At 68.7% G+C, this 23,546-nt stretch carries 20 protein-coding genes and 1 tRNA gene; 5 read left to right on the top strand and 16 right to left on the bottom strand.

Annotated elements, in window-relative coordinates:
- The first annotated feature begins 46 nt into the window (after positions 1-46).
- Complete coding sequence (locus HWV07_RS09640; protein WP_178334094.1) at positions 47-757, top strand: TOBE domain-containing protein; 711 nt, start codon at positions 47-49, stop codon at positions 755-757.
- A gap of 167 nt (positions 758-924) precedes the next feature.
- Here HWV07_RS09640 and HWV07_RS09645 read toward each other — a convergent pair.
- The 7 genes from HWV07_RS09645 to HWV07_RS09675 form a co-directional block, all read right to left on the bottom strand.
- A tRNA-Ala gene (locus HWV07_RS09645) sits at positions 925-996 on the bottom strand.
- A gap of 114 nt (positions 997-1,110) precedes the next feature.
- On the bottom strand, positions 1,111-1,428 hold the full coding sequence (rpsJ, locus tag HWV07_RS09650; protein ID WP_178334095.1) for a 30S ribosomal protein S10: 318 nt from the start codon (positions 1,426-1,428) through the stop codon (positions 1,111-1,113).
- Between the two features lie 3 nt (positions 1,429-1,431).
- Positions 1,432-2,697 (bottom strand): translation elongation factor EF-1 subunit alpha, encoded by a 1,266-nt coding sequence (gene tuf, locus HWV07_RS09655; RefSeq protein WP_178334096.1) that lies wholly within the window; start codon positions 2,695-2,697, stop codon positions 1,432-1,434.
- A 197-nt stretch (positions 2,698-2,894) separates the two neighbouring features.
- Positions 2,895-3,842 (bottom strand): homoserine dehydrogenase, encoded by a 948-nt coding sequence (locus HWV07_RS09660; protein ID WP_178334097.1) that lies wholly within the window; start codon positions 3,840-3,842, stop codon positions 2,895-2,897.
- Complete coding sequence (locus HWV07_RS09665; protein WP_178334098.1) at positions 3,839-4,363, bottom strand: amino acid-binding protein; 525 nt, start codon at positions 4,361-4,363, stop codon at positions 3,839-3,841. Before HWV07_RS09665 ends, HWV07_RS09660 begins: the two co-directional genes overlap by 4 nt.
- An 87-nt stretch (positions 4,364-4,450) precedes the next feature.
- Positions 4,451-5,338 carry a DUF7537 family lipoprotein gene (locus HWV07_RS09670; RefSeq protein WP_178334099.1) on the bottom strand — a complete coding sequence of 296 codons (888 nt, stop codon included), beginning with the start codon at positions 5,336-5,338 and terminating at the stop codon, positions 4,451-4,453.
- Positions 5,338-6,690 (bottom strand): hypothetical protein, encoded by a 1,353-nt coding sequence (locus HWV07_RS09675; protein WP_178334100.1) that lies wholly within the window; start codon positions 6,688-6,690, stop codon positions 5,338-5,340. The genes HWV07_RS09670 and HWV07_RS09675 overlap by 1 nt, the downstream gene beginning before the upstream one ends.
- A gap of 157 nt (positions 6,691-6,847) precedes the next feature.
- On the opposite strand from HWV07_RS09675, the gene HWV07_RS09680 reads away from it, so the two are divergent.
- Positions 6,848-7,267 (top strand): hypothetical protein, encoded by a 420-nt coding sequence (locus HWV07_RS09680; RefSeq protein ID WP_178334101.1) that lies wholly within the window; start codon positions 6,848-6,850, stop codon positions 7,265-7,267.
- A 207-nt stretch (positions 7,268-7,474) separates the two neighbouring features.
- Here HWV07_RS09680 and HWV07_RS09685 read toward each other — a convergent pair whose 3' ends face one another.
- Positions 7,475-9,661 carry an elongation factor EF-2 gene (locus tag HWV07_RS09685; RefSeq protein WP_178334102.1) on the bottom strand — a complete coding sequence of 729 codons (2,187 nt, stop codon included), beginning with the start codon at positions 9,659-9,661 and terminating at the stop codon, positions 7,475-7,477.
- Between the two features lie 271 nt (positions 9,662-9,932).
- Between HWV07_RS09685 and HWV07_RS09690 the strand changes: the two genes are divergently transcribed.
- On the top strand, positions 9,933-10,691 hold the full coding sequence (locus HWV07_RS09690; RefSeq protein ID WP_178334103.1) for a DUF5781 family protein: 759 nt from the start codon (positions 9,933-9,935) through the stop codon (positions 10,689-10,691).
- Between the two features lie 21 nt (positions 10,692-10,712).
- Here HWV07_RS09690 and HWV07_RS09695 read toward each other — a convergent pair whose 3' ends face one another.
- From HWV07_RS09695 to HWV07_RS09715, 5 genes are all read right to left on the bottom strand, one after another.
- On the bottom strand, positions 10,713-12,104 hold the full coding sequence (locus tag HWV07_RS09695) for a PQQ-dependent sugar dehydrogenase (RefSeq protein WP_178334104.1): 1,392 nt from the start codon (positions 12,102-12,104) through the stop codon (positions 10,713-10,715).
- 120 nt (positions 12,105-12,224) lie between these two features.
- Entirely contained in the window at positions 12,225-14,744 is a 2,520-nt protein-coding gene (locus HWV07_RS09700) for a DUF6114 domain-containing protein (RefSeq protein WP_178334105.1), read from the bottom strand.
- A gap of 109 nt (positions 14,745-14,853) precedes the next feature.
- On the bottom strand, positions 14,854-15,609 hold the full coding sequence (locus tag HWV07_RS09705) for a DUF6230 family protein (protein WP_178334106.1): 756 nt from the start codon (positions 15,607-15,609) through the stop codon (positions 14,854-14,856).
- Positions 15,610-16,045: 436 nt separating this feature from the next.
- Entirely contained in the window at positions 16,046-16,657 is a 612-nt protein-coding gene (locus HWV07_RS09710; protein WP_178334107.1) for a 30S ribosomal protein S7, read from the bottom strand.
- On the bottom strand, positions 16,654-17,082 hold the full coding sequence (locus HWV07_RS09715) for a 30S ribosomal protein S12 (RefSeq protein ID WP_011321791.1): 429 nt from the start codon (positions 17,080-17,082) through the stop codon (positions 16,654-16,656). The genes HWV07_RS09710 and HWV07_RS09715 overlap by 4 nt, the downstream gene beginning before the upstream one ends.
- Before the next feature lie 190 nt (positions 17,083-17,272).
- On the opposite strand from HWV07_RS09715, the gene HWV07_RS09720 reads away from it, so the two are divergent.
- Together HWV07_RS09720 and HWV07_RS09725 are read left to right on the top strand one after the other, a co-directional pair.
- Positions 17,273-17,587: a hypothetical protein gene (locus HWV07_RS09720; RefSeq protein WP_178334108.1), complete on the top strand. Its 315-nt coding sequence runs from the start codon at positions 17,273-17,275 to the stop codon at positions 17,585-17,587.
- A 131-nt stretch (positions 17,588-17,718) separates the two neighbouring features.
- A complete protein-coding gene (locus tag HWV07_RS09725) occupies positions 17,719-18,951 on the top strand; it encodes an ATP-binding protein (protein ID WP_246279866.1) in 1,233 nt (410 codons plus the stop codon).
- A gap of 5 nt (positions 18,952-18,956) precedes the next feature.
- Here HWV07_RS09725 and HWV07_RS09730 read toward each other — a convergent pair whose 3' ends face one another.
- From HWV07_RS09730 to HWV07_RS09740, 3 genes are read right to left on the bottom strand one after another with little or no spacing between them, the layout of a single operon-like run.
- Positions 18,957-19,382 (bottom strand): NusA-like transcription termination signal-binding factor, encoded by a 426-nt coding sequence (locus HWV07_RS09730; RefSeq protein ID WP_178334110.1) that lies wholly within the window; start codon positions 19,380-19,382, stop codon positions 18,957-18,959.
- Between the two features lie 7 nt (positions 19,383-19,389).
- Positions 19,390-20,598, bottom strand: coding sequence for a DNA-directed RNA polymerase subunit A'' (gene rpoA2, locus HWV07_RS09735; protein ID WP_178334111.1), 1,209 nt, complete (start codon positions 20,596-20,598; stop codon positions 19,390-19,392).
- The gene (locus HWV07_RS09740; RefSeq protein WP_178334112.1) at positions 20,591-23,545 is read right to left on the bottom strand and encodes a DNA-directed RNA polymerase subunit A'; all 2,955 of its coding nucleotides are present in this window, start codon (positions 23,543-23,545) and stop codon (positions 20,591-20,593) included. The genes rpoA2 and HWV07_RS09740 overlap by 8 nt, the downstream gene beginning before the upstream one ends.
- Position 23,546: the final 1 nt, after the last annotated feature.

Genomic DNA, 23,546 nt, shown 5'->3' on the forward strand with positions numbered 1-23,546 from the left:
CGGAGATTCCGCCGCCCACCGCGACTCCGAGAACACCACCCCAACCATGACACTCCAGAAGGGATTCGAACCGCACCTCGGCATCGGCGACACGACGGTCTCGGCCCGGGACGTCGAGATGCTCCGGGCCATCGACCGGCACGGGTCGATGTACGGGGCGGCGGACGCGCTCGGCCGCTCGTACCCCCACCTGCAGCGGCGGGTGGTCGAACTCGAGGAGGCCGTGGGGTCGTTGACCGAACGCGTCCGCGGCGGCGAGGACGGCGGCGGGACGAGGCTGACCGCGGAGGCGGTCGACCTGATGCGTCGCTTCGAGCGGTTACGGGTCGAACTCGCGGGCGTCACGACCGTCTCCGAGTCGGTCATTCCGGGGACGGTCGTCGACCGCCGGGGGGACCTGGGCACCGTCCGGACCGAGGCCGGAGACCTCGGAGCGCGGATCCCGGTCGCCGCGGAGCGGGTGGAGATCGCCGTCCGCGCCGACGCGGTCGTGCTGATGAACCCCGGGTCACCGTCGCAGGTCCACACGAGCCTCCGGAACCAGCTCGAGGGGGTGGTCGGCTGCGTTGAGAGCGACGAGGAGGTGGCCACCGTGACCGTCGAGGTCGCCGACGGGGTCGCGATCGACTCCGTCGTCACGAAGAACAGCGTCGACCAGCTCGGGCTCGAACCCGGAGCCGACGTGATCGCTGCGTTCAAGACGACCGCCGCGAGAGCGACGCCGATAGAGCTCTCGGACGACAGCGAAGCGGAGTAAGGCGACAGGAAGTGAGTGGACTCGCTGGGATTTGAACCCAGAGGAAGACGTTCCTGCTCGCTCCGCTGTGCGGGCTGCGACTTCCAGGGGTTCAAATTCAGCTTCGTGCTTCCTTTCGCGGCGCAACGCGACGAGCGAAGCGAGGAGTCTGCGCCGCGAAAATCCAGTGGACTCGCTGGGATTTGAACCCAGGGCCTCTTCCTTGCGAAGGAAGCGATCTACCGCTGATCTACGAGCCCGCGATAGTCGGTTGTCGATTCGGTCGCTTGTAGCTTGCGTTTCGCAGTCACCGAAAGCGACCGGGAGCGGTCGCGCGTGAGTGCTGCGGCGGGCACGGGGCCCGGGCCGCGCCGTCAGGCGCCGCCGTCCTCGAGGACGATCTCGATGGAGACGTCGTTCGGGACCTGGATCCGCATCAGCTGGCGGAGCGCGCGTTCGTCGGCGTCGATGTCGATGAGGCGTTTGTGGACGCGCATCTCCCAGTGTTCCCACGTCGCCGTCCCCTCACCGTCGGGGGACTTGCGCGCGGGGATCTCCAGCGTCTTCGTCGGCAGCGGCACCGGACCCGACAGCTCGACGCCGGTCTTGTCCGCGATCTCGCGGACGTCCGCCGTGATGTCGTCGAGGTCCTCGGGAGCCGTGCCCGCGAGGCGAACGCGTGCCTGCTGCATGCGTTATCGCTCGTTGACGCTGAGGACCTTGCCGGCCGCGACGGTCTGACCCATGTCGCGGATGGCGAAGCTGCCCAGCTCGGGGATGTCGTTCGAGGACTCGATGCTGAGCGGCTTCTGCGGTCGGACCGTGACGACCGCGGCGTCGCCGGACTGGATGAAGTCCGGGTTCTCCTCGGCGACCTCGCCGGAGGAGGGGTCGATCTTCTTGTCGATGGACTCGATGGTACACGCGACCTGCGCCGTGTGGGCGTGGAAGACCGGCGTGTACCCGGCCGTGATGACCGAGGGGTGCTGCATGACGACGACCTGCGCCTGGAAGGTCTCGGCGACCGTCGGCGGGTCGTCGGCGGGGCCACAGACGTCACCGCGGCGGATGTCGTCCTTGCCGACGCCGCGGACGTTGAACCCGACGTTGTCGCCGGGGCCGGCCTCGGGGACCTCCTCGTGGTGCATCTCGATGGTCTTGACCTCGCCGCCGGCGTCGCTGGGCTGGAACGACACGTTGTCGCCCGTGTTCAGCATGCCCGTCTCGACGCGGCCGACCGGCACGGTACCGATGCCGGAGATGGTGTAGACGTCCTGGATCGGGAGGCGCAGCGGCGCGTCCGTCGGCGGCTGCGGCTCCGGCAGGGAGTTGAGAGCCTCCAGCAGCGTGGGGCCGTCGTACCACGGCGTGTTCTCGGAGTCCTCGGAGACGTTGTCGCCCTCGAAGGCCGAGGTCGGGATGTACTTGGCGTCGTCGGTGTTGAAGCGAACCTGCTGGAGCAGCTGGTTGACCTCGTCGACGACGGCCTTGTACTTGTTCTCGTCGTAGTCGACGAGGTCCATCTTGTTGACCGCGATGATGAGCTCGTCGATGCCGAGGGTGCGGGCCAGGAAGACGTGCTCCTGGGTCTGCGGCTGGACGCCGTCGTCGGCCGCGACGACGAGCACCGCGTTGTCGGCCTGGCTCGCGCCAGTGATCATGTTCTTGACGAAGTCGCGGTGGCCCGGACAGTCGACGATGGTGAAGTAGTACTCGTCGGTGTCGAACTCCTGGTGGGCGATGTCGATGGTTACCCCGCGCTCACGCTCCTCGGCGAGGTTGTCCATGACGTAGGCGAACTCGAAGCCACCCTTGCCCTTCTCTTCGGCTTCTTCCTTGTGCTGTTCGATGACGTGCTCGGGGACGCTCCCGGTCTCGTAGAGGAGCCGTCCGACCATCGTACTCTTCCCGTGGTCGACGTGGCCGATGACGGCCAGGTTCTGGTGCGGTTTGTCGCTCATTGTTGTGTCTCACGCGCAGAGGCGCTATATCGGAGCCTTTTGTCGCTGCCCCGTAAAACGATTTCGAAAGGGATTCCGCCGATTCCCGGCGCGTCGGGCGGTTTGCGAGCAGATACCACGAAAAGACAGCTAACGGGAGGCAACCCCGAGTACCGCCGTCAGAGCCGGCGGGACCGCCCCGAGCGGGCGGCGGTCGGCTACTCCAGCGGCGGCAGCCGGCCGACGTCGGCCAGCACCGCACTCGCCGTCTCGGGCCCGCCCGCGCCCCGCCCGGAGATGTTCAGGCGGCCGGCGTGCTTCGTCTCCAGCTGGATTATGTTCAGCGTCCCCGACACCGCGAGCGTCCCGTTCTCGGGGAGCAGCCGCGGGCCCACCCGGACCTCGCCGTCGGCGACCTCGCCGATGAGCCGGATGGTCCGGCCGTCCTCGGCGGCCAGTTCGAGGGCGCTGCCCGGGAGGTCGGCGATGCCCTCGACCTCCGCGTCGGCCAGCGCGTAGCTGTCCTCGTACAGCACGTTCGCGAGGATGACGCACTTCAGCGCGGCGTCGGTCCCCTCGACGTCGAAGGTCGGGTCGGCCTCGGCGACGCCGAGGTCCTGGGCCTCCGCGAGGACGTGCTCGTAGTCCAGTCCCTCGGCGGCCATCCGGCTGAGGATGAAGTTCGCCGTCCCGTTGAGGACGCCGCGGGCGGCCGTCACCTGCCCGTTGAGGTCGTCGATCGTCGAGAGGATGGGGATGGCGCCGCCGACGGCCGCCTCGAACAGCACCGTGCCCCGCGAGTCGGCCTCCAGGGCCCGCACCTCGTCGTAGCGCTCGGCGAGCGGCCCCTTGTTCGCCAGGACGACGTGCCGGTCGCGCCCGAGCGCGCGCTCGACGTGCGAGAAGCCCGGCTGGGCGTCCCCGAGCGTCGTCGGCGTCGCCTCGACGAGCGCGTCGTAGTCGGCCGACAGCGCGGCCTCGGGGTTGGCGTCGCCGACGACGCCCTCATCGCGCTTCCGGGCGAGCACGCCCTCGGCGTCCACGCCGCCCTCGTCGACGGCCGCCGTCGCGGAGTCGGCCACCGCGACGACGTCGTGGCCGTACTCGCCGGCCAGTTCGACGACCGAGGTGCCGACCGCGCCGGCGCCGACGACGGCGAGCTTCACGGCGACCCCTCCGTGAGCGGCTCGACGACGCGCAGGTCCTTCTCGTCGGCGACCTCGCGGACGGTCTCGAGGGCCGTCGCGGACTGGCCCTCGCTGGCGACGAGCCGGAGGCGGGCACTGGAGGGGCCGTCGGTGCCCGCGGGCGCCGACAGCGAGACGTCGGCGACGGAGGCGCCGCCGCAGTCCTGGAAGCGCTGGAGCGTATCCGAGAGGTCCGTCTCCACGAGGTGGCCGACGAGGACGACCGTCAGCTCCTCGCTGTAGCGCTCGGCGCCGGCCTGGATGACGTTGACGCCGGCCGACCGCAGGGCGTCGACGATGACGTCGAACTGCTGGGTGGTCGCCTCGAGGTCGACCTCGACGGGGATGTGCCCCCGCGGTGTGAGGTTGCCGCGCTCGTGGAAGATCGACAGGAGGTTCCCGCCGTTGCTCGCGATGGGCTCGAGCGCACGCAGCAGTTCGCCGGGTTCGTCGACCAGCTCCAGCCGGACGGTGTAGGAGTGCACGTCGGCCTCGCTCATCGACTCACCTCCAGACGTTCGGTCATTACCCCAACCTCACGCGCGCCCGGCTATAAGAGCGCCGGGATTCGCAAATCTCTCCGGGTGCTATGCCTCGTCGGTCCAGGCGGGCTCGTCGACCGTCGTCGAGCCGACGCCGGTGTAGCCGGCCTCGTAGACGTACTCGGTGGACGCCCCGCCGGACTCCACGACGAAGCGGTAGGCGACGTACCTGACGACGCCCGACTCGTCGACGACCAGCGTCGCGGCGCCGTCGGCGTCCGCGCCCAGCCCGACGCCGAACTGCGCGCCCGAGGTGTCGTAGCGGGTGACCTCGGCCCCGTCCACCTGCCCGCTGCCGGACCGGTTCCACGTCGAGCTATCGACGACGTCGCGGGCGATCTGCCCGAGCGTGTACGCGACCGTCTCGTCGACCGGCCGCGGGTCGGAGTCGCCGTACGGTTCGCTCCCGCTTCGGTACCGGGTCTCGGTGCCGCCGTCCGTTCGCTCGACCTGCCGCTCGTAGGTCGTCCCGCCCTCGGTGTACCGGGTCGTCGTCGGCAGATCGTCGACCGCGCCGTCGACGACGTACGTGATGTTGGCCGTGTTCGCCGCCGGCCCATCGCGCTCGACGGCGTAGCTCCCGTTGATGTACCGGGTCGCCGACGCGTTGCGGATGACCAGCGAGCTCTGCCGGCTGAAGCTCCCGGCGGCCTCCAGCGCGGCGACGTGGTCGGCGTCCACCGCCGCCGCGTCGAACTCGTACTGCTGCTGGCCGTCGGTCGCGGTCCCCACGGGCATCGCAGGGTCGGTCACCCCGCCAGTCGCCGACGGCGCGGTCGTCGACTCCGGCGTCGGAGCGTCGGTCTCCTGGGACCCGGCGGTCGGCCCGGGCGTGGACGTGGGGGACGCGGCGTCGCCGCCGAGGAGCACCGAGCACCCCGACAGCGAGGCGAGGAGTGCGAGCGCGACCAGCAGCGTCACGCGCCGGTCCATCAGAGGTTCAGCAGGGCGTCGGGGTTGACCGGCAGTGCGTCCAGGTTCACCGGCGGCTCCTCACGCTCGCCGAGGCCGGTCAGGATGCCGACCAGGTCCCCGGGGCCGAAGAGGTTCGGGAGCCCGACGAGCGAGTACTCGCAGGGGCCCAGCGGGTTCTCCTCGAGGGAGTCGACGCTGAGGGCGCCGTCGTACTCCTCGAGGTTCTCGCAGCCGCCCTCGACGCCGGCCTGCTTGCCGAGGAGTATCAGGACCGCCTCGTACTCGACGCCGTCCTCGTTGTACCGGAACCGCGGGTCCAGCCCGTAGTCGTTCCGCCCGTCGTTGAGGACGAGCTTCTGGTCGACGTCGCCGTACTCCGGCGTGAGGAGCAGTCCGCTCATCCCGTCGATGCTCGGTCCCCCCTCGGAGTCGTCCAGCGTCCCCTCGTAGTAGACGAGACCGACGCCGCCGTCGTTGTACTCGCCGAACCGGGCCACGTCGAGCGTCCCGCGGGGCTCGTCCGGCGGGTCGGTCGGGTCGATCTGCGGATCGTTCGGGTGGACGACCTCGCAGGGAGCGGGCACGATGCCGAGGACGATCCCCAGGACCGCCTCGGGCGTGATGAGGCTGGCGGGGACGCCGGGCGGCTGGAGGCCGTCGGGGAGGTCGCCGAGGCCAGGGAGGGCCCCGACCGGCAGGTCCTGGGGCCCCAGGTCGAGCGGTTCGCAGACGTTCACGGTCGCGTTCTCGCCGCCGACCGGAACGTCCTCGGGACCGGTCTCCTCGGTCTCGGGCAGCGACTGGAGGACCCGCGTCAGCGGACGCTGTTCCTCGGGGATGTCGTTCGTGTCGACGTCGAGGTCCGTCGGTTCGGTCGGCACGTCGGGGGTGTCGGTGCCGCCGAGACCGCCGTCGGACTCGTCGAATCCGGTGTCGCCCTCGGAGAGGTTCCCGACCTGCGGGGCGAGTTCGTCGGCCTCTCCCTCGGTGAGGTCGGCCTCGCCAACGCGGACGCCGTCCGTGCCGGCCGCGATGCCGTCCTCGCCGACCCTGACGTTGGCGCCGTCGTCGGGGCTGGCCTCCACTTCGACGCCGTCGCCGACGCCGACCTCGGCTCCCTCGTCGGGGCTCGCGCCGACGGTCACGCCCTCGTCGCCGCCGACGCTGGCGTTGACGCCGTCCTCGGGGTCGGCGCCGATCTGGATGCCGCCGTCTCCACCGATTCCGATACCGTCAGTGCCGATGCTGATTCCGCTGTCCCCGCCGATGTCCACGCTCTCGCTGGCCGCGACGGGGGCGACCGACATCCCCGTGAAGACGCTGATCGCGAACGCGACGGCGAGTAGCTGGCGGACGTGTCGCTGCAACATGCCCACAACAAACTGGTATATAATGAAGGAAGTTGCCCCGTCGTGAATCGGCTCTTTATATGGATAAGAGGGAATCGACCCGCTCGGTCCCAGCGACGGGTTTCGAGTGCCGATACCGCTCGGAGCTATTTATGGAGATACCGCCTACACACGGGGTATGTCGGAGTGGCGCCTCTCTCACGTCGTGCTCGCGGGGGTCGCGAGCGCGATCGTCGCGATCGTCGCGGCCTTCGCCATCGTGGTGAACCCGACGGGTCTCGAGCCGTTCTACGCGGCGCTACTGGCGTGGCCGGTGGTGGTCGGCGCCTTCGTCGCGGTCGACGCCGAGGCCCGGCGCCTGCCACGGTTCGCCGCCGTCTTCTGCGGGTCGCTGGTCGGCCTCACGCTGCTGTTCGGCGCCGTCGTCGACTACAGCCTGCTCGACGCCGCCCTCAGCGGCGTCCCGGCGGGCGCCGTCGGGTTCGCCGTCAACCCCGTGATGGCCGTCCTCGTCGGCGGCGCACTGGTGCTGTCGTACTACGGCGTCTTCCAGTGCGGGAACGGCAGAAAGGGCGGCAACGACGGGCGAGCGGTCTGAAGTTCTACCGAGTACTCGGTTGACGTGAGTGTCCGCGCGAGCGAAGCGAGCGCGGTTCTCCGGACGCGACCGGAGGGAGCGTCCGGTAGCGTCCGACGACTACCGCGGGCCCGAACGGAGTGAGGGCCAGCGACTGGAGGAGGGCGCGCATATTTTCCCCAAGTTTTTGCCGGGCCGGCGAAGCCGGCCCGTGCAAAAAGTGGAGGTCTAGAAGTAGTCGATCTGCTCGGGCAGCTCGGTCTTCATGCCCTTCCGCTCGCGGATCTCCTGGATGATCTCGGGCTGGAGGTTGTCGGCCATCACGCGGAAGCCGGCGTTCTCCGTGTTCCAGGAGGCCCGTCCCTCGGTCGCACTACGGATGTCCGAGGAGAACCCGATCATCTCGTCGACGGGCGCGATACCCTCGACGACCATGAGGTCGCCCTCCTGGTACATGTCGTCGACGCGGCCGCGTCGACCCTGAATCTCGCCGGAGGCGGCGCCCATGTGCTCGTTCGGCACGTCGATGCGGACCTCCTGGATCGGCTCAAGGAGCTTGATGTCCGCGTCGATGAGCGAGTTGTGGACGGCCTGGCGGACGGCGGGGATGACCTGTGCCGGGCCGCGGTGGATGGCGTCCTCGTGGAGCCGGGCGTCGTGCAGCCGGATGAGCGAGCCCTCGACGGGCTCGGCGGCCAGCGGGCCGTCGTCCAGGGCCTCCTCGAGGCCCTCCACGACGAGCTCCATCGTCTCGTTGAGGTGCTGGATACCCTTCGTGTCGTCGATGAAGACGTTCGTGCCGTGGATCGTCTCGACGTTCTGGGCGGTGTCCTTGTCCATGCCCTGCTCCATGAGCTCCTCGCGGCGCTCGAGTTCGGGCATGTCCATCGAGATGTCGCCCAGCTTGATCGAGTCGATGATGTCCTGGTCGAGCGGCTCGACGGTGATGTAGAACCGGTTGTGGTTGTTCGGCGACCGGCCCTCGACCTCGCGGGACTCGCTCTGGGGAGCCTCGCGGTAGACGACGATCGGTTCGCCGGTGTTGACCGGGATGCCCTGGTTGCGCTCGATGCGCTGGGTGATGACCTCGAGGTGGAGCTCGCCCTGCCCGGAGATGAGGTGCTCGCCGGTGTCCTCGTTGATCTCGATCTGGATCGTCGGGTCCTCCTTGGAGACCTGCCGGAGCGTCTCGATGAGCTTCGGGAGGTCGTCCATGCTCTGGGCCTCGACGGACTTCGTGATGACCGGCTCGGAGATGTGCTCGATGGACTCGAACGGCGTCATCTCGACGGAGGAGACCGTCGAGCCGGCGATGGCGTCCTTCAGGCCGGTGACGGCGGCGATGTTACCCGCGGGGACGCGTTCGACCTCCTCGCGCTCGCCGCCCATGTAGATGCCGACGCTCTGGACGCGGTTCGTGCCGACGGTCCCGGAGACGTACAGCTCCTGGCCCTTCTCGATCGTCCCGGAGAAGACCCGGCCCGCGGCGATCTCGCCGGCGTGGGGGTCGACGCCGATGTCGGTGACCATCAGGACGACCTCGCCGTCCTCGTTGACCATCCGCATCGTGTCGGCGAGTTCGGAGTCCGCGTCGCCGCGCCAGATGCGCGGGATACGCATCGGCTGGGCGTCGACGGGGTTCGGGAAGTGCTCGCAGACCATGTCGAGGACGACGTCCGACAGGGGCGTCCGCTCGTGGAGCTCCTGGCGCTTGTCGTTGCGCTCGAGGTCGATGATCTCGCCGAAGTCCATGCCCGTCCGCTGCATCGACGGCATCGAGACGCCCCACTTGTACAGCGCGGAGCCGAAGCCGACGGTGCCCTCCTCGACGGAGACCGTCCAGTCCTCGACGTCGTCCATCTCCTCGGTCATGCCGCGGATGAGCTCGTTGACGTCGCGGATGACCGACAGCAGGCGCTCCTGCATCTCTTCGGGGCCCTCCTGGAGCTCGGAGATGAGGCGGTCGACCTTGTTGATGAACAGCGTCGGCTTGACGCCCTCGCGGAGCGCCTGTCGCAGGACCGTCTCCGTCTGGGGCATCGCGCCCTCGACGGCGTCGACGACCACCAGCGCGCCGTCGACGGCGCGCATCGCGCGGGTGACGTCCCCGCCGAAGTCGACGTGGCCCGGCGTGTCGATGAGGTTGATGAGGTGGTTGGTGCCCTCGTACTCGTGGGTCATCGAGACGTTGGCCGCGTCGATGGTGATGCCGCGTTCCTGCTCGTCCTCCTCGGTGTCCATCGCGAGCTGCTCGCCGGCCGTCTCGTCGGAGATCATGCCCGCGCCGGCCAGCAGGTTGTCCGTCAGCGTCGTCTTCCCGTGGTCGACGTGGGCGGCGATGGCGATGTTCCGGATGTGCTCCGGTTCGTCCATCAGCCGCTCACACTCCTGTACAATCTTCTTGCGTCGGCCCATTATACAGTGAGCTTTCAGCAGCAGCGTGAAAAGGATAGTGTTTCTTGATTAGCCGCGTCAGGCCGTCGCAGTACCGCCGCCTCCGCCTTCGCAAGGCGCGCTCGGCACCCCGTACCGGTCTCGGAGGTACTCGCCGGAACCACCGGCACCGAAGGCGTCATAATCGCTGGACGGCTATCGGACGCATCGATCAGAACCGCACCACCGACCGACCGCCCGTATCGCCGCCGGCACAAGAGTCAAGCGGCGCAAGCCCGTGGTAATAACAGACATGGACGTTCGCGTGACGGGTCGTGGGCCCGCCGAGCCCTTCCTCGCCGCCCGTGACCTGCTCGGCACCGAGTACGACCTCGAGCTCCCGGTGGTCGTGAAGATCCGGGAGAACCCCGACGAGCGGACCGTCGCGGGCCACTACGACGACCGCCACGAGCTACTGGTCTCCCGGCGCGCGGCGACCTCCGCGATGGCCCGCGAGCTCGCCCTCCACGAGTTCGCCCACATGGCCAGATACGAGGAGGAACACCCCTCGCACCTCCAGTCCACGGAGGAAGCGCTGTTCCTCGCGCTCGCCGGCAGGAGTGTCGAGCGCCGGAAGCTCGCGCACTGCTACCAGATCGCCAACCACATGAAGGACATCTACGCCGACGACATCACCCTCGACATCGGCCCGACGGAGAAGCTCGTCGCCTTCATGGAGTCGTCGCTGGCGCGAGCGGTCGCGGACTCGCCGCCGACCGACGCGCCGCCGGGCGACTACCAGCGGCTGACCGCCGCCGCCGACCCAGAGATCACGGCGGTCAACGCCGCCTTCGCACTGGCGCTGCTGGAGCGCCACGACGCCATCGGCGACGACCACCGGCTGTACGACCTCGCGCACGCGGCCGCGGCGGACGCGCCGGGCGTCTCGCTGTCGCGGTTCAAGACGCACTTCCGGTCGCTGGGCGACGACCCCGACGAGTCCGAGTACCGCAAGGCGCTCGTCGACGTCACCCGCGACTACGCCGGCGGCGGCGGGCAGGCGGCCGACTGACGGACCGAACGCGTCCCGCGGTCAGTTCTGGACGATCCGGACCAGCCGGTCGTCGCCCTCGGTCGGGAAGGAGTCCTCCTGCGGTTCGCTGCTCCGGCCGTCGCGGTTCGAGGTGACCGCGTACAGTTCGCCGTTCGGGCCCTGCTCGACGTGGCGGATGCGCCCCAGTTCGTCCTCGAAGAGCGCGTGGGCGACCGCGTCGTAGTCGGGGTGCATCCAGTCGGCGTCGTAGCGGGTGCCGCCGATGTCGGGTGCCTCGCCCTCGTAGACCGAGACGACGTTGAGCCGCTGGGAGACGAGGCCGCCGAGGACGAGCCGCCCCGAGAGTGCGGGGACGTCGTCGCCGGTGTAGAACGTCCCGCCCGGCGGCGCCCACGTCTCGCTCCCGGTGTTCACGAGCGGCGGCGTCACGTCGTCGTGGTCGGTGTAGGAGCCGTAGGCGTCGTCGCCCGGGCCGCCGCGGGCCTTCGGCCAGCCGTAGTTGTTCCCGCCCTCGACGACGTTCACCTCGTCGCGGGCGTTCTCGCCGTGTTCGGCGGCCAGCGCCGTCGCGTCGGGCAACCACGTGATGGCCTGGGAGTTCCGGTGGCCGACCGTGTGGATGCGGGGGTCCGGGAAGCCGGGGTTGTCCTCGGGTGGCGTGCCGTCGGGCTTCAGTCGGAGGATCTTCCCCGCGAGGCTGGCGGTGTCCTGGGCGAGTTCCCCGTCGCCCGAGTCGCCGGTCGTCACCCAGAGGTAGTTCCGGGGGCCGAACGCGAGGCGGGCGCCGTTGTGGATGATCCGGTGGCCGGGCACGTCGTCGATGACGACGGTCTCCTCGGCGTCGTTCCCGAGGTCGTAGAACACCAGCCGGTTGCGGTAGACGCCCTCCTCGTCCTCGCTCGGCGGCTGCGCCTCGTAGGTGTAGTAGGCGTACAGCACCGGCACGTCGGGGTAGTTGGGGTGCAGCGTGATGCCGAGCAGGCCGCCCTCGCTGCCGCCACCCCACCAGTCCTCGCCCTCGAACTCCGGGGCGACCGACGTGGCGTGGTCGATGACGTCCCCGGGTTCGGTGACGGTCTCGATCTCGCCGGCCTCGTAGCGGCTGATGCGGCCGATGCGCTCGGAGAAGAACAGCGTCCCATCGTCGGCGAACGACATGTCCCAGGGGATCTCGAGGTTCTCGACGACCGTCTCGGTCCCGAGTTCGGCCTCCGTCGGCGACGTCTCCGGCGGCGACCACTCGGGGTCGTAGTCGGCCCAGTTCTCGACGTCGTGGTCGATCGAGAGGTCGTACGGCGACTCCACGGGCTCGATGTCCTCCGGCGGGGTGGACGTCCCGGGGTCGTCGTCCGACGAGCAGCCGGCGAGGGACAGCGCCCCCGCCGCGCCGACCGTCGCGAGGAACCGGCGGCGAGTGCGTTCGCAGGTCACGTCGGAGCCTGTGCTCGCCTGTCGCTAAAGTGTTCAGGTCTCGCGTCCGCGGCGAGGGCGCCGCTGGCGGTCGCTCGCGACCGTCGAAAGAAGCGAGGAAGTGGGGTGGTGGCGACGCGATCAGCCCGCGACCCGGAGAAGCGTGTCGTCGGAGTCGCTCTGGGTCTCCGTCGCGGTGCCGTCGTCGCCGGAGTCCGACTCGGTCGCGGTGCCGGTTATCGAGTCGACCTCGGTCTCGACCGGGAGGTCCGACCCCCAGTCGATGTCGAGCGGGTCGGTCCCGTTCAACAGCAGCACCGTCCCGTTGTCGAGCTGTGTGAGGTTCTCGTCGGCGTCGATCTCGTCCTCGGAGAGGTGGGTGGTCTCCTCGGTGACGTTCGCGACGTCGTCGACCCCGCCGTCCGTCTCATCGATGGTATTCAGCACCGAGTCCTCCTCGTCGTCGGGGACCTGGTCGAACCAGCTCGGGAGGTCCTCGGTGTCCTCGGGCGTCGCGGTCGGAACCACCGTCTCGGTCACCGGCACGTCGGTCTCGGTCGTCGTCTCCGTCACCGTCTCCGTCGTCGTGGCTGTCGCCGTCGACGTCTCCGTCGCGGTCGACGTCTCGGTGGACGAGGGGACCACCTCTTCCGTGGAGCCGACCACTTCGTCGGTCGTCCCGTCGACGGCGTCCGTAACGCCATCGGTGGTCGCCGTCGACGTCTCCGTCGCGGTCGTCGTCTCGGTGGTCGAGGTCGCCGTCTCCTCGGTGGAGCCGACCACAGCTTCGGTGGTGTCATCGACGGTGTCCGTCACGCCGTCGGTGGTGTTCTCGACCGTCTCGGTCGTCCCGTCGACGGCGTCGGTCGTCCCGTCGACGACCTCGCTGCCGGTCCGGTTCTCCTCGGTGCCGGCGACCTCGTCGGTCGCGTCGGTCACGTCGTCGGTCGTCCCGGTCACCTCTCCGGTGGTGTCGTCGACGGTGTCCGTCGTCTCGTCGACCGCATCCGTGGCGTTCTCCGGCGGCTCGCCGTCGGCCGTCCGCCGGGTGGTGTTCTCGACGGACTCGTTCACCGAGGAGACGACGTCCCCGGTGCCGGTCGTCAGGTTGTCGGTGGCGTTCACCGCGTCGACCGGGCCCGACGACGCGTTCTCGATGGTCCGGTCGACGCGGTCCACGGTGTCGTTGACGGCACCGACCGTGTCGTTGACACCGTCGACCGTCTCGTTGACGCCCGCGGTCTCGTTGACCGCACCGACAGTCTCGTCGACACCGTTCACCGTCTCGTTGACGGCGTCGGCGGTCTCGTTCACGGGGTCGACCGTCCCGTTGCGGTCGCCGAGTTCGCCGGTATCGTTGAGGAGCCGCTCGTCGAGGCTGTCGTTGAGGACGTCGTCGACGTCGCCGGCGACCTCCTCGACGTCGGAGACGTTGCCGACCTCGGTGAGGTTGTCTCCCCCGGTCTCGTTGTCCTGGGGTGCGACGAACTGGAAGCCGCCGGGTTCGGGGATGGCCCCGTCGACGGACTCCATATTCATCATCGAGACGCCCTGTGAGCCGCGGAGCAGCGAGCTCGACTGGAAGTGGTTCCGGAAGACCGTCCGGCTGGTCTGGTCCTCCTGGGTGCAGCCGAGGGAGGTCGCCAGCATGTCGAGCCGGTCGTTCTCGCCGCTGGTCTCCATCACCATGGTGTCCTCGACCTCCAGTCTCGGGAAGGTGGTCTTGACGGCCTCGTCGCCACGCTGCTGGTAGATGGTGGCGTCGACCAGCGTCGCGTCGGTGATGGTCACGTAGTAGGTGTCGCCGCTGCCGGCGGCCGCACAGATCTGTCCGCCCTCGCCGAGCCGGATCTCGCCGACGTCGACGGTGTAGCTGGTCTGGCCGTTGTCGCCGAGTATCGCGGCCGCGGGGATGGTGCTGACGAGCGTCAGCGTCCCGCTGGTCACCACGAGCAGCGCGAACGTCATCGCGAGACGCTTCGACGTCCAGCCGGACGTCGCCGCGTCGACGACGCGCCCGGGGTCGGCTCCGGACTCCGCCCGCCGAAGCAGGTCGGTGCCCTCCCGCGCCGCTCGGCGTGCCCGGCGGCGGACGCGGTCGAGGAGCGCCCCGCCCGCGGCGAGGCCGAGCAGGTCATCGTCGTCCTCGTCGGTCGCTCCGGTCGGCTCGTCTTCGGGAACCGTGCCGCCGTCGGTCCGGACCGCCGGCCGGTCGTCGGTCGTGTCGTCGCTGCCGCGCTCGGGGCGGCTCTCGTTCCGACCGTTCTTCTCGTTCGTGGCGCCGGGAGGGGACCAGGCGACACAGAGGTTGCCGCCGATGATCCCGAGGATCATCCCGATGAGGAGGCCGCCGAGGGCCCCCAGCAGCGACAGGATCGAGATGACGACCCCGATCACGCCGAAGATGGTCGACAGGTCCGGGCGGTACATGGCGAACGCGCCCGTGAGGAACACCCCGACGGACCACAGCAGGCCGATGTAGGTGTAGCTACCGCCGACCAGGAGGAGTTCGAAGGCGAACTGCATCGGAACCCAGGCGATCAACAGCCCGGCGATCATCAGCAGGACGCCGCCGGCGAACGGACGCTGACGTCGCCACTCGCGGAACCGCGCCCGCCGGCTGCGGGACCGCCCGTCGTCGGTCGACGACGCTACCGGCATCGTCGACCACCCGGATTCGTCGTACCGTGCGATGTCATGTTGTTGGGGACCTCCGTTGGAATCGCGTCCGGCGTTCGGCTACCAGTCCCACCGGTCGTGGGCCGCATCGTTACGAGGCAGCGGCCATGGCTTTGTTCTTCTCGCCGTCGCGGTCACCAGCTTCGACGACCTGCTGGTCCTCCTGGCTGTCGTTGTCCTCGCTGTTCTGTTCGGTCGTGCTGGCGCCGCTGCTATCACTCTCGCTCGGACTCGCACCCTCGTCGTACTCGACGTTGATCTGGATGTCCGGGATGCTGATCGAGCTGACGGCCAGGTAGTGGGCCTGGATCTCGGCGTTCTTGAGGACCAGCCCCGGCTCGGAGCCGGAGATGTTGACGGTCTTGCCATCCTGGGCGTCACCAGGTGCGGCGATGTCGAACTGATCGCTCGGGTTGTCGCTGTTGTGCTCGTTGACGACCTGCCCGGAGAACTGCGACTCCTCGGCCTGCAAGGAGGTGAACTTCAGCATCTGTTGGCCGGTCTCGACGGTCTCGTTACCGCCCTGTGAGATGACGACCCGCATGGTGCCGTCGAGGCCGGGCATCGGGCTCGCGTCCATCTCCTTGGTCAGGGTGAGTCCGTCGATCTCGGTCGATTGCATCTCGGTCACGGCGACCGGCTGCGCGTCACTTTCGCTGGTCTCCTCGACGCCGGGGTACATGTACATGCTCTCCCCGCGAATCTCGTCTGCTTCGACGGTGAACCCGCCCACGCCCGCAAGCGGGACCGCGTACGCGACCCCGCTCGCGGCGAGGAGGACGCCGATGAGTGCCAGTGCGCCGATCGATGCCGCCAATCCTGCTGCCAGTATCCGTTTGTTGTACATATGTAAGTGTGATCTCCGGTTTTCGCTGCCGTCGTCGGTTCAGGACGGCTATCTCGGTGTCTCGCGTGCGACGGACTCCCCTTGACCGTCTACTGGTATTATAATATGCAGCTTATAGCCGGTGGAACGGATTATTCGGTGACCCTACTCGAGACATCCACTGCTTACCGGCGCGGCGATTCCGACCGCACGCAGGCCGTTGGTTCGCCCGGCAGCCGGCCCAGATCGCCGGTAAGGTCCTGTTACCTGAACAACACGATGTGAATCGGAGCCGAGACCGGGCCGGAGGACCGTGGTTATCAGTTGGCTAAGTAAGCTTCCTGGAAAGCTTCGATTGCATCTATCACACCTTCGTCCGCGGGCGCGGCTGGTCGGTCGAAGCGACAGCAGATGAGAGAGAAGACGTCGGTCGGGCACGGTGGCCCGGCGACGTGGCTTACCTCGCGGCCGCCGCGACGCGCTCTTGCTCTTCCTTCTGGCTGATCGGGTACGCCTGGAGGTCGTAGTTGGCGGCGCCGACGAGCTGGTTGGCCAGCGCCTCCTCGGCGGGCGTCGTCGACTTGAACGACGCGTTGTACGTGCCCTGGGCGATGAACTTCAGCGCCTGGTCGACGCGGCGCTGCGGGCCGACGTCGACGGCCTTCGGCACCGAGATACCGCCGTACTTCAGGCGGACGGTCTCCTCGCGCGGGCCGGCGTTCTCGACGGCCGTCACGAGGACCTGCACCGGGTTCTCCTCGGCGCGCTCGGCGACGATCTCGAAGGCCTCCCGAACGATGCGGGTCGCCTGCTGCTTCTTGCCCGTGTTCTCCTCGGTCTGCATCAGGCGGTTGATCAGCCGCTCGACGATGCTGATCTCGGACTTCTTGAACTGCTTCTCGGAGTGCCGGCCCATCGTGTGGGCGATCGGCGTCACCGTGATGTACCGCCGGGTCGAGGGGTCGGCGTACTCGATGTCGTCGACGCTGTACTCCTCGAACAGCTGCGCCGAGACGCGCTCGTCGTCGGTCGAGGCGGGCGCGTCCGGCTCGGGGGCTTCCGAGCTCATCGTACCGGCTTCTCCGCGTTCCCGCGGACGAGTTCGATCAGCGAGACGCCGTTGACCTTCTCGACCTTGTAGTTCACGCCCGAGAGGTCGCCCATCGCACGACCCTTCGCCCCGCCGATGCCGGCGATGGTGACCTCGTCGTGCTCGTCGATGAACGAGATGGCACCGTCACCGGGACAGAAGGCGGTGACCTGTTTGCCGTTCTTGATGAGCTGCACCCGGACGCACTTCCGGATGGCCGAGTTGGGCTGTTTCGCTTCGATTCCGACCTTCTCGAGGACGATGCCCCGACCCTGCGGGGCGCCCTCGAGGGGGTCGGACTTCTTGCCGAGTCCGCGGGCACGGCGCGCGTAGTCCGAGTCGGACCACCGATGTTTCTGGCGGTCCTGCTTGAGCTTGCGCGCGGCGTATTTGCCGTTCGCCATAGTGGCTCTTGCTTGCCTACGGAGCTACTTAAGCGTCCCTTTTCGGCCCCGCCGACGTGTGTGACTCACGCACGCGTCCGTCGCCGCCGCAGTGACCACTGCTGTCCAGTTACCTTCGGTAGCCTGTTCCGCGACGTTTGCCGGCCATGCTAGGCCACGACCTTAGCGTCGTCTCGGCCGAAGCCAGGGTATGGCCTCGAAACCAGAGCGGCAGTTCTACGCCATCTCCGACGAGCCGGGCTGTGACCACGAGCGGGTCCGCCACCTCGCCCAGGGTGGCGACGTGAACCGCTACTACCGCTGCCCGGACTGCGACGGCGTCCTGGTCCGCGAGGGCGGCCCCGCGCCGACCGGCGGTTCCGACGTCCTGGGGACCATCGACCCGGAGATGGGCGACCTGATGGCCGACCTGGAGGCCCACCGGGGCAGTCGATCCTCGACGACCGGGCGCTCGGACTCCGTCCTCGGACGCTTCGCCGCCGCCTGGCGACGGCTCGTCCACTGACCGGGGGCTGATACCCGCGGAGCGACCGCGATGTCACGGCGGGCGTTGCGGGTGCCGTTTGTTTTCCCGTTCCCTGGCGGTTTGTCAGGGACACGCAACCTATAATGTGGGCCTGGGCCTTCCACCGACAGATGGCATCCCCGAACCGGACCGCCCGGGGCGTGTCGCCGCTGTGGTTCCTCGCCGCCGCAAGCGGCCTGTTCGTCGCCCTCGGCGTCGTGCAGGCGGGGCTCCGGCTGAACGCCGGCGCCTCCCAGACGGCCGCCCTCATCGACTTCACGCTGGTCGCCGGGCCGGGGTTCGCCCTCCTCTACGGTACCTACCGCGTCTCGCGGTCGAGCATCCACGCGTCGCTGTACGCCCGTATCACGGGGTGGGCCCTCGGCGGCATCGTCCTGATGCTCGGCGTCGTCTGGCTGCTCACGTGGAACCCCGCCGGCAGTCTCGACCACCCGCTGCGGGCCGCCGTGATCGGGGTCGGAATCGGCGCGAACGGCGGCTTCCTCGTCGGCACCAACGAGGCCCAGTCGATCGTCCGCGCCGACGAGGCCGAGGAGCGCACCCAGGAACTCGCCAGAACCAACCGGGAGCTCGAGGAGACCAAGGCCGAACTCCAGGAGACCGTCGCCCAGCTGGAGCGCTCCAACGAGCGCCTCGAGCAGTTCGCCTACGCCGCCTCCCACGACCTCCAGGAACCCCTCCGGATGGTCTCCAGCTACCTGCGGCTCCTGGAGGACCGCTACGACGACGACCTGGACGAGGAGGCCCACGAGTACATCGAGTTCGCCGTCGACGGCGCCGACCGGATGCGGGCGATGGTCGACGGCCTCCTCCAGTATTCCCGGGTCCAGTCGGAGGGCGACCCCGTCGGCCCGGTCGACCTCGACGAGGTCCTGGCGGACGCCCGCGACGACCTCGCCGTCCGCATCGAGGCCACCGACGCCGAGATCGAGGCCGACCCGCTGCCCGTCGTCGAGGGCGACGAGAACCAGCTCCGCCAGGTGTTCCAGAACCTCCTCGAGAACGCGATCAAGTACAGCGGCGACGAGCCGCCGCGGATCGACGTCTCCGCCGAGCGGAGCGACGACGGCGACTGGCGGGTCGCGGTCGGCGACGACGGCATCGGCGTCGACCCCGACCACCACGACCGCATCTTCCAGATGTTCAAACAGCTGCAGAGCGGCGAGGACGGCGCCGGCATCGGGCTGCCGCTCTGCAAGCGGGTCGTCGAGCGTCACGGCGGCGAGATGTGGCTCGACTCCGAGCCCGGCGACGGCTCGACGTTCCACGTCACGCTGCCGGCGGCCGAAGAGTCAGCAGAACGGCGGGCGACCGCGACCGCCGGATCCGAGGCGGCGCGGTAGTACCGTCACGTCAGCTCGATCTCGTCGATGCCGAAGTGCCGCTCGACCAGCCGCCGCGCCAGGTCGATGTTGCGGCCCTCCTTGCCGATGGCGACGCCGGTGTCGTCGTGGTCGACCTCGGCGTAGGCGACCGTCGTGTCGTTCTCCGAGATGGTGACGTTGTAGACGGCCGCCGGCGCCAGGGCGTTGGCGACGAAGGCGTCGGGCGTCTCCGCGCCCTCGATTATCTCGACGTCGCGGCCCAGCTTCGACTCGAGGCGCTTGACGTGCTCGCCGCCCGGGCCGATGACCTGGCCCATCGTCCCCGGTGGGACGACGAACGCCACGCGGTCGTACTCGTCGTCGACGACGCAGTCGGTCGCGCCGACGTCCGTCTCCTCGTCGAGGACCGCGATGTACCGCCGCGCTTCGTCCGATAGGGTGACGGGCACGGGGCGGTCAGTCGTCGGCGGAGGTGCCGCCGGCGCGCTTGGCGCCCATCCGGAGGTCGACGTCGCCGGTGCCGAGCTTGATCGGCTTGCCGACGATGACGTTCTCCGTGACGCCGTCGAGCTCGTCGACCTCGCCGTGGATGGCCGCGTCCAGGAGGTGGTTGACGGTCACCTCGAAGGCCGCGCGGGCCAGCACCGAGTCCTTGTTCCCGGAGATGCCGTGGCGGCCGATGGACTCGATCTCGCCGTTGTTGGTCATGATGTCGGCGACCAGCATCAGGTGGCGGATGTTCACGTCGTCGAGGCCCTGCTCCTCGAGGGTGTTCATCGTCTCCTCGATGATGGCCTCGCGGGCCGCCTCGATGCCGAGGTTCTTGTGGATCTCGTGGATGTTGTTACACGTCGTCCGCGAGGCGTCGACCCCCTCGATGTCGAGGACGTCCTTCAGCGACGACCCCTCGGTGTAGAGGACGAACTCCTCGCCGTCCTCGAGTTCCTCCTTGCGGATGACGACGCGGCTGATCTCCTCGATACCCTTGAAGACGATCTCGCGGAGCTCCTCGACGAGCTGCAGCAGCTCGCGGTAGGACGGCTGGTCGGGGCCGAACTCCACGACCGTCGGCTCGGGGCGGACGGCGTCGACGCCGAGGGAGGACTCGATGGTGTCGGCGATTTGGCCGGCCACCTCGTCGATGTCGTCGGTCGTCGGCCACCGCTCCTCGAGGGTCTCCTCGTTGAGGTCGATGCGGACGAGCATGTCCGCGACGTTCGTCGAGACGTCGCCGAGCGCGAGGATGCGCGTCGCCTCGATCTGCCAGACGACCTCGTGGGCCTTCTCGCGGTCCTCGGCGTACTCGTCGGCCAGGTGGACCGTCATCATCGGCGTGTCCGGCGTCTTCCGGGCGTCCACCAGCTCGATGAGCCGAGGGAGCCCCTGCGTGACGTCGATCTCCGCGACGCCCGCGTAGTGGAACGTGTTCATCGTCATCTGCGTGCCGGGTTCGCCGATGGATTGGGCCGAGACCGTTCCGACGGGGTCCAGCGGGTCGACCCGCGTCTGGAGGTACTGGGACTCGACGGCCTCCGTGATGTCCTCGACATGCTCGACGGTGACGTCGTCGCGGGCGGTGACCGTGTCGTAGACCTCGTCCTTCAGGCGCCGCGGCAGGTCGGTGTCCTCGACGATGGCCTCGACCTCGTCGGCGACCTCAGTCATCGGAGCTCACCTCCAGGCCGTCGTCGGCGCGCCACGACTCCCCGTGCTCCGAGAGGTTCGTCCGCGGCTCCTGGATGCCCAGGAACTCCTCTTTCTGCTCTGCGGAGTCGAACTCCTCGTCGACGATGCGGTCGGCGATCGACGCGACGTCGATGTCGAAGTCCTCCTTCGAGGAGACCTGCACCGGCGAGGTGCCGTCCTCGCCGAACTCGAACTGGACGACGGTGTCGGAGGTGTCCCGGACGGTGCCGTCGTACTGGGACTCCAGTTCGGAGAGCGCGTTGATGAGCCGGCGCTGCAGGTACCCGGACTTCGAGGTCCGGACGGCGGTGTCGACCAGCCCCTCGCGGCCGCCCATCGCGTGGAAGAAGAACTCCTTCGGCGTCAGGCCGTTCCGGTAGGAGTTCTCGACGAAGCCGTGGGCGTCCGCCGAGAGGTCGTTGCGCTTGAAGTGGCTGAGGGTGCGGTCCTCGTAGCCGCGGTTGATCCGCTCGCCGCGGACCGCCTGCTGGCCGACGCAGCCGGCCATCTGCGTGAGGTTCAGCATCGACCCACGCGCGCCGGACTGGGCCATGACCACGGCGGGGTTGTCGGTGCCGAAGTGGTCGTCGGCGATGTCGCCGGCGGAGTCGCGGGCCTTCCCGAGCGTCTGCATGATCTTCATCTCGAGGGTCTCGTCGACCGTCCGGCCGGGCAGCGACTCCAGCTCGCCGGAGCGGTACGTCTCGATGAGCTTCTGGACGCGGTCGTAGGCGCTGTCGATGGCCTCCTGGATCTGCTCTTCGGCCTCCCGCTCGATGGACTCGTCGTCGATCCCGATCGAGAACCCGAAGTGCATGATGGCGCGCATCGCCAGCGTCGCCACCTCGTTGACGAACACGCGTGCGCGCGTGTTGCCGTACACCTTGCAGATGGTGTCGACGACCTCGCCGCCGAAGGCGCCGACGGCGTCCTCGTCGATGGTCCCGGAGATCAGCTGGCCGTCCTCGATGACGACCTCGTCGCCGGCCGAGGAGGTGAACTCGAGGTTCAGCCCGTCCGGCAGCAGCTCCGAGAAGACCGTCTGGCCGGTCCAGTAGGCCTTGCCCTCCTCGTCGGTGCCGTCCGGCTCCGGCAGCTCGTCGATGGACGTCGCCCGCAGCAGGTCCAGCGCCTGCGTCTCGTTGAACTGCGGGTTCTCGTGGGTCAGCAGGTACGTCCCCGAGATGTGGTCCTGGATGGCGCCGATGATGTTCTCGCCGAACCGCGGGGAGAGCATCTGCTCCTGGACGCGCATCAGCACGCGGGCCTCCGCGCGGGCCTCCTCGTTCTGGAGGGCGTGCATGTTCATCTCGTCGCCGTCGAAGTCGGCGTTGTACGGCGGACAGACCGTCGTGTTCAGCCGGAACGTCTTGTACGGCATCACGACGACCTCGTGGGCCATGATGGACATCCGGTGCAGCGACGGCTGCCGGTTGAAGATCACGATGTCGCCGTCGATCAGGTGGCGGGCGACCTCCCAGCCAGGCTCGATCTTCTGAGCGAGCTCCTCGCAGTTCTTCTCGGTGACCTTCAGCCGCCGGCCGTCCGGCCGCTTGACGTAGTTGGCGCCGGGGTGGGCCTCCGGCCCGTTGGAAACGTACCGCCGGGCGTCCTCGAGGTTCCGCTCGTTGACGTTCATCGTCTGGGTCATCTCGCTGGCCACGCGGTCGGGGACGCCGACCTCGTTGAGGCTCAGCGTCGGGTCCGGCGAGATGACGGTCCGGGCCGAGAAGTTCACGCGCTTGCCGGACAGCGAGCCGCGGAAGCGGCCCTCCTTGCCCTTCAGCCGCTGGCTGAGGGTCTTCAGCGGGCGGCCGGAGCGGTGTCGCGCCGGCGGCGTCCCGGAGATCTCGTTGTCCATGAACGTCGTGACGTGGTACTGCAGCAGCTCCCAGAGGTCCTCGATGATCAGTTGCGGGGCCCCGGCCTCGCGGTTCTCCATGAACCGCTGGTTGATGCGGATGATGTCGACCAGCTTGTGGGTGAGGTCGTCCTCCGACCGCTGGCCGTTGTCCAGCGTGATGGAGGGGCGGGCCGTCACCGGCGGCACCGGCAGCACGGTCAGGATCATCCACTCCGGCCGGGACTTCTCCGAGGAGATGCCCAGCGCCTCGATGTCCTCGTCCGGGATGTCCTCGAACCAGTCGCGGATGTCCGAGGGCATCAGCTTGTTCATGTCCTCCTCGGTCAGGTCGATCGACAGCGCCTTCTCGAGGGCCTCGCGGTCGTCCCGCTTCGGACGGAACTCACCGGAGAGGATCTCGTTGATCCGCTCGAGTTCGATGCCGGTCTCCTCGGAGAGCTCGTTCGGCGCGATCGGCTCGCGGTCCTCGTCCTCCTCGCCGTCCTCGGCGTCGGGGTCGCGGCCCTCCATCGCGGCGGCGATGCGCTCGGGGTACTCCGAGGAGAGGACGTCCTGGACCTCGTAGTACGTCGTCGGCTTCTCGTGGTTGATGTCGTACTGCTTCTCGCCGCAGTGCGGACAGCGGTCCTTCTTGCGGGCCAGCCGGATGGCGGCCTTCGTCACGTCGTTGAGGTCCTCGCCGAGCTGGCGGGTGCGGTCGAGCCGGCTGCGGAACTCGTCCTTCTCGTCCTCGGTGAGGCAGAGCCGCGAGCAGTCCCGGCAGGTGCCGCGGAGCAGCCGCCGGATGAGCTTCGCGAAGCCGACGTGGATGACCGGCGCGGCCAGCTCGATGTGGCCGAAGTGGCCGTTACAGGAGCCGGAGTGCTTCCCGCAGGTCTTACACTCCAGGCCGGGGTCGATGACCCCCAGGCGGGGGTCCATCAGCCCCATGTCGATGGGGAAGCCGTCGTCGTCGTACGTGTCGGCCGTGATGACCTTCGTGGCCGACATGTCGCGGTACTCCTCGGGGTCCATCAGCCCGAAGCTGAGCGACCCGATCTCCTTGGGTGCGTGTCCGTTCATG

The sequence above is a fragment of the Natronomonas salina genome (assembly GCF_013391105.1).
GTDB lineage: Archaea > Halobacteriota > Halobacteria > Halobacteriales > Haloarculaceae > Natronomonas > Natronomonas salina.

Coding starts and splice junctions, on each gene's coding strand:
- HWV07_RS09640 (WP_178334094.1), top strand. CDS start 47: ATGACACTCCAGAAGGGATTCGAACCGCACCTCGGCATCGGCGACACG.
- rpsJ (WP_178334095.1), bottom strand. CDS start 1,428: ATGCAGCAGGCACGCGTTCGCCTCGCGGGCACGGCTCCCGAGGACCTC.
- tuf (WP_178334096.1), bottom strand. CDS start 2,697: ATGAGCGACAAACCGCACCAGAACCTGGCCGTCATCGGCCACGTCGAC.
- HWV07_RS09665 (WP_178334098.1), bottom strand. CDS start 4,363: ATGAGCGAGGCCGACGTGCACTCCTACACCGTCCGGCTGGAGCTGGTC.
- HWV07_RS09670 (WP_178334099.1), bottom strand. CDS start 5,338: ATGGACCGGCGCGTGACGCTGCTGGTCGCGCTCGCACTCCTCGCCTCG.
- HWV07_RS09675 (WP_178334100.1), bottom strand. CDS start 6,690: ATGTTGCAGCGACACGTCCGCCAGCTACTCGCCGTCGCGTTCGCGATC.
- HWV07_RS09680 (WP_178334101.1), top strand. CDS start 6,848: ATGTCGGAGTGGCGCCTCTCTCACGTCGTGCTCGCGGGGGTCGCGAGC.
- HWV07_RS09685 (WP_178334102.1), bottom strand. CDS start 9,661: ATGGGCCGACGCAAGAAGATTGTACAGGAGTGTGAGCGGCTGATGGAC.
- HWV07_RS09690 (WP_178334103.1), top strand. CDS start 9,933: ATGGACGTTCGCGTGACGGGTCGTGGGCCCGCCGAGCCCTTCCTCGCC.
- HWV07_RS09700 (WP_178334105.1), bottom strand. CDS start 14,744: ATGCCGGTAGCGTCGTCGACCGACGACGGGCGGTCCCGCAGCCGGCGG.
- HWV07_RS09705 (WP_178334106.1), bottom strand. CDS start 15,609: ATGTACAACAAACGGATACTGGCAGCAGGATTGGCGGCATCGATCGGC.
- HWV07_RS09710 (WP_178334107.1), bottom strand. CDS start 16,657: ATGAGCTCGGAAGCCCCCGAGCCGGACGCGCCCGCCTCGACCGACGAC.
- HWV07_RS09715 (WP_011321791.1), bottom strand. CDS start 17,082: ATGGCGAACGGCAAATACGCCGCGCGCAAGCTCAAGCAGGACCGCCAG.
- HWV07_RS09720 (WP_178334108.1), top strand. CDS start 17,273: ATGGCCTCGAAACCAGAGCGGCAGTTCTACGCCATCTCCGACGAGCCG.
- HWV07_RS09725 (WP_246279866.1), top strand. CDS start 17,719: ATGGCATCCCCGAACCGGACCGCCCGGGGCGTGTCGCCGCTGTGGTTC.
- rpoA2 (WP_178334111.1), bottom strand. CDS start 20,598: ATGACTGAGGTCGCCGACGAGGTCGAGGCCATCGTCGAGGACACCGAC.
- HWV07_RS09740 (WP_178334112.1), bottom strand. CDS start 23,545: ATGAACGGACACGCACCCAAGGAGATCGGGTCGCTCAGCTTCGGGCTG.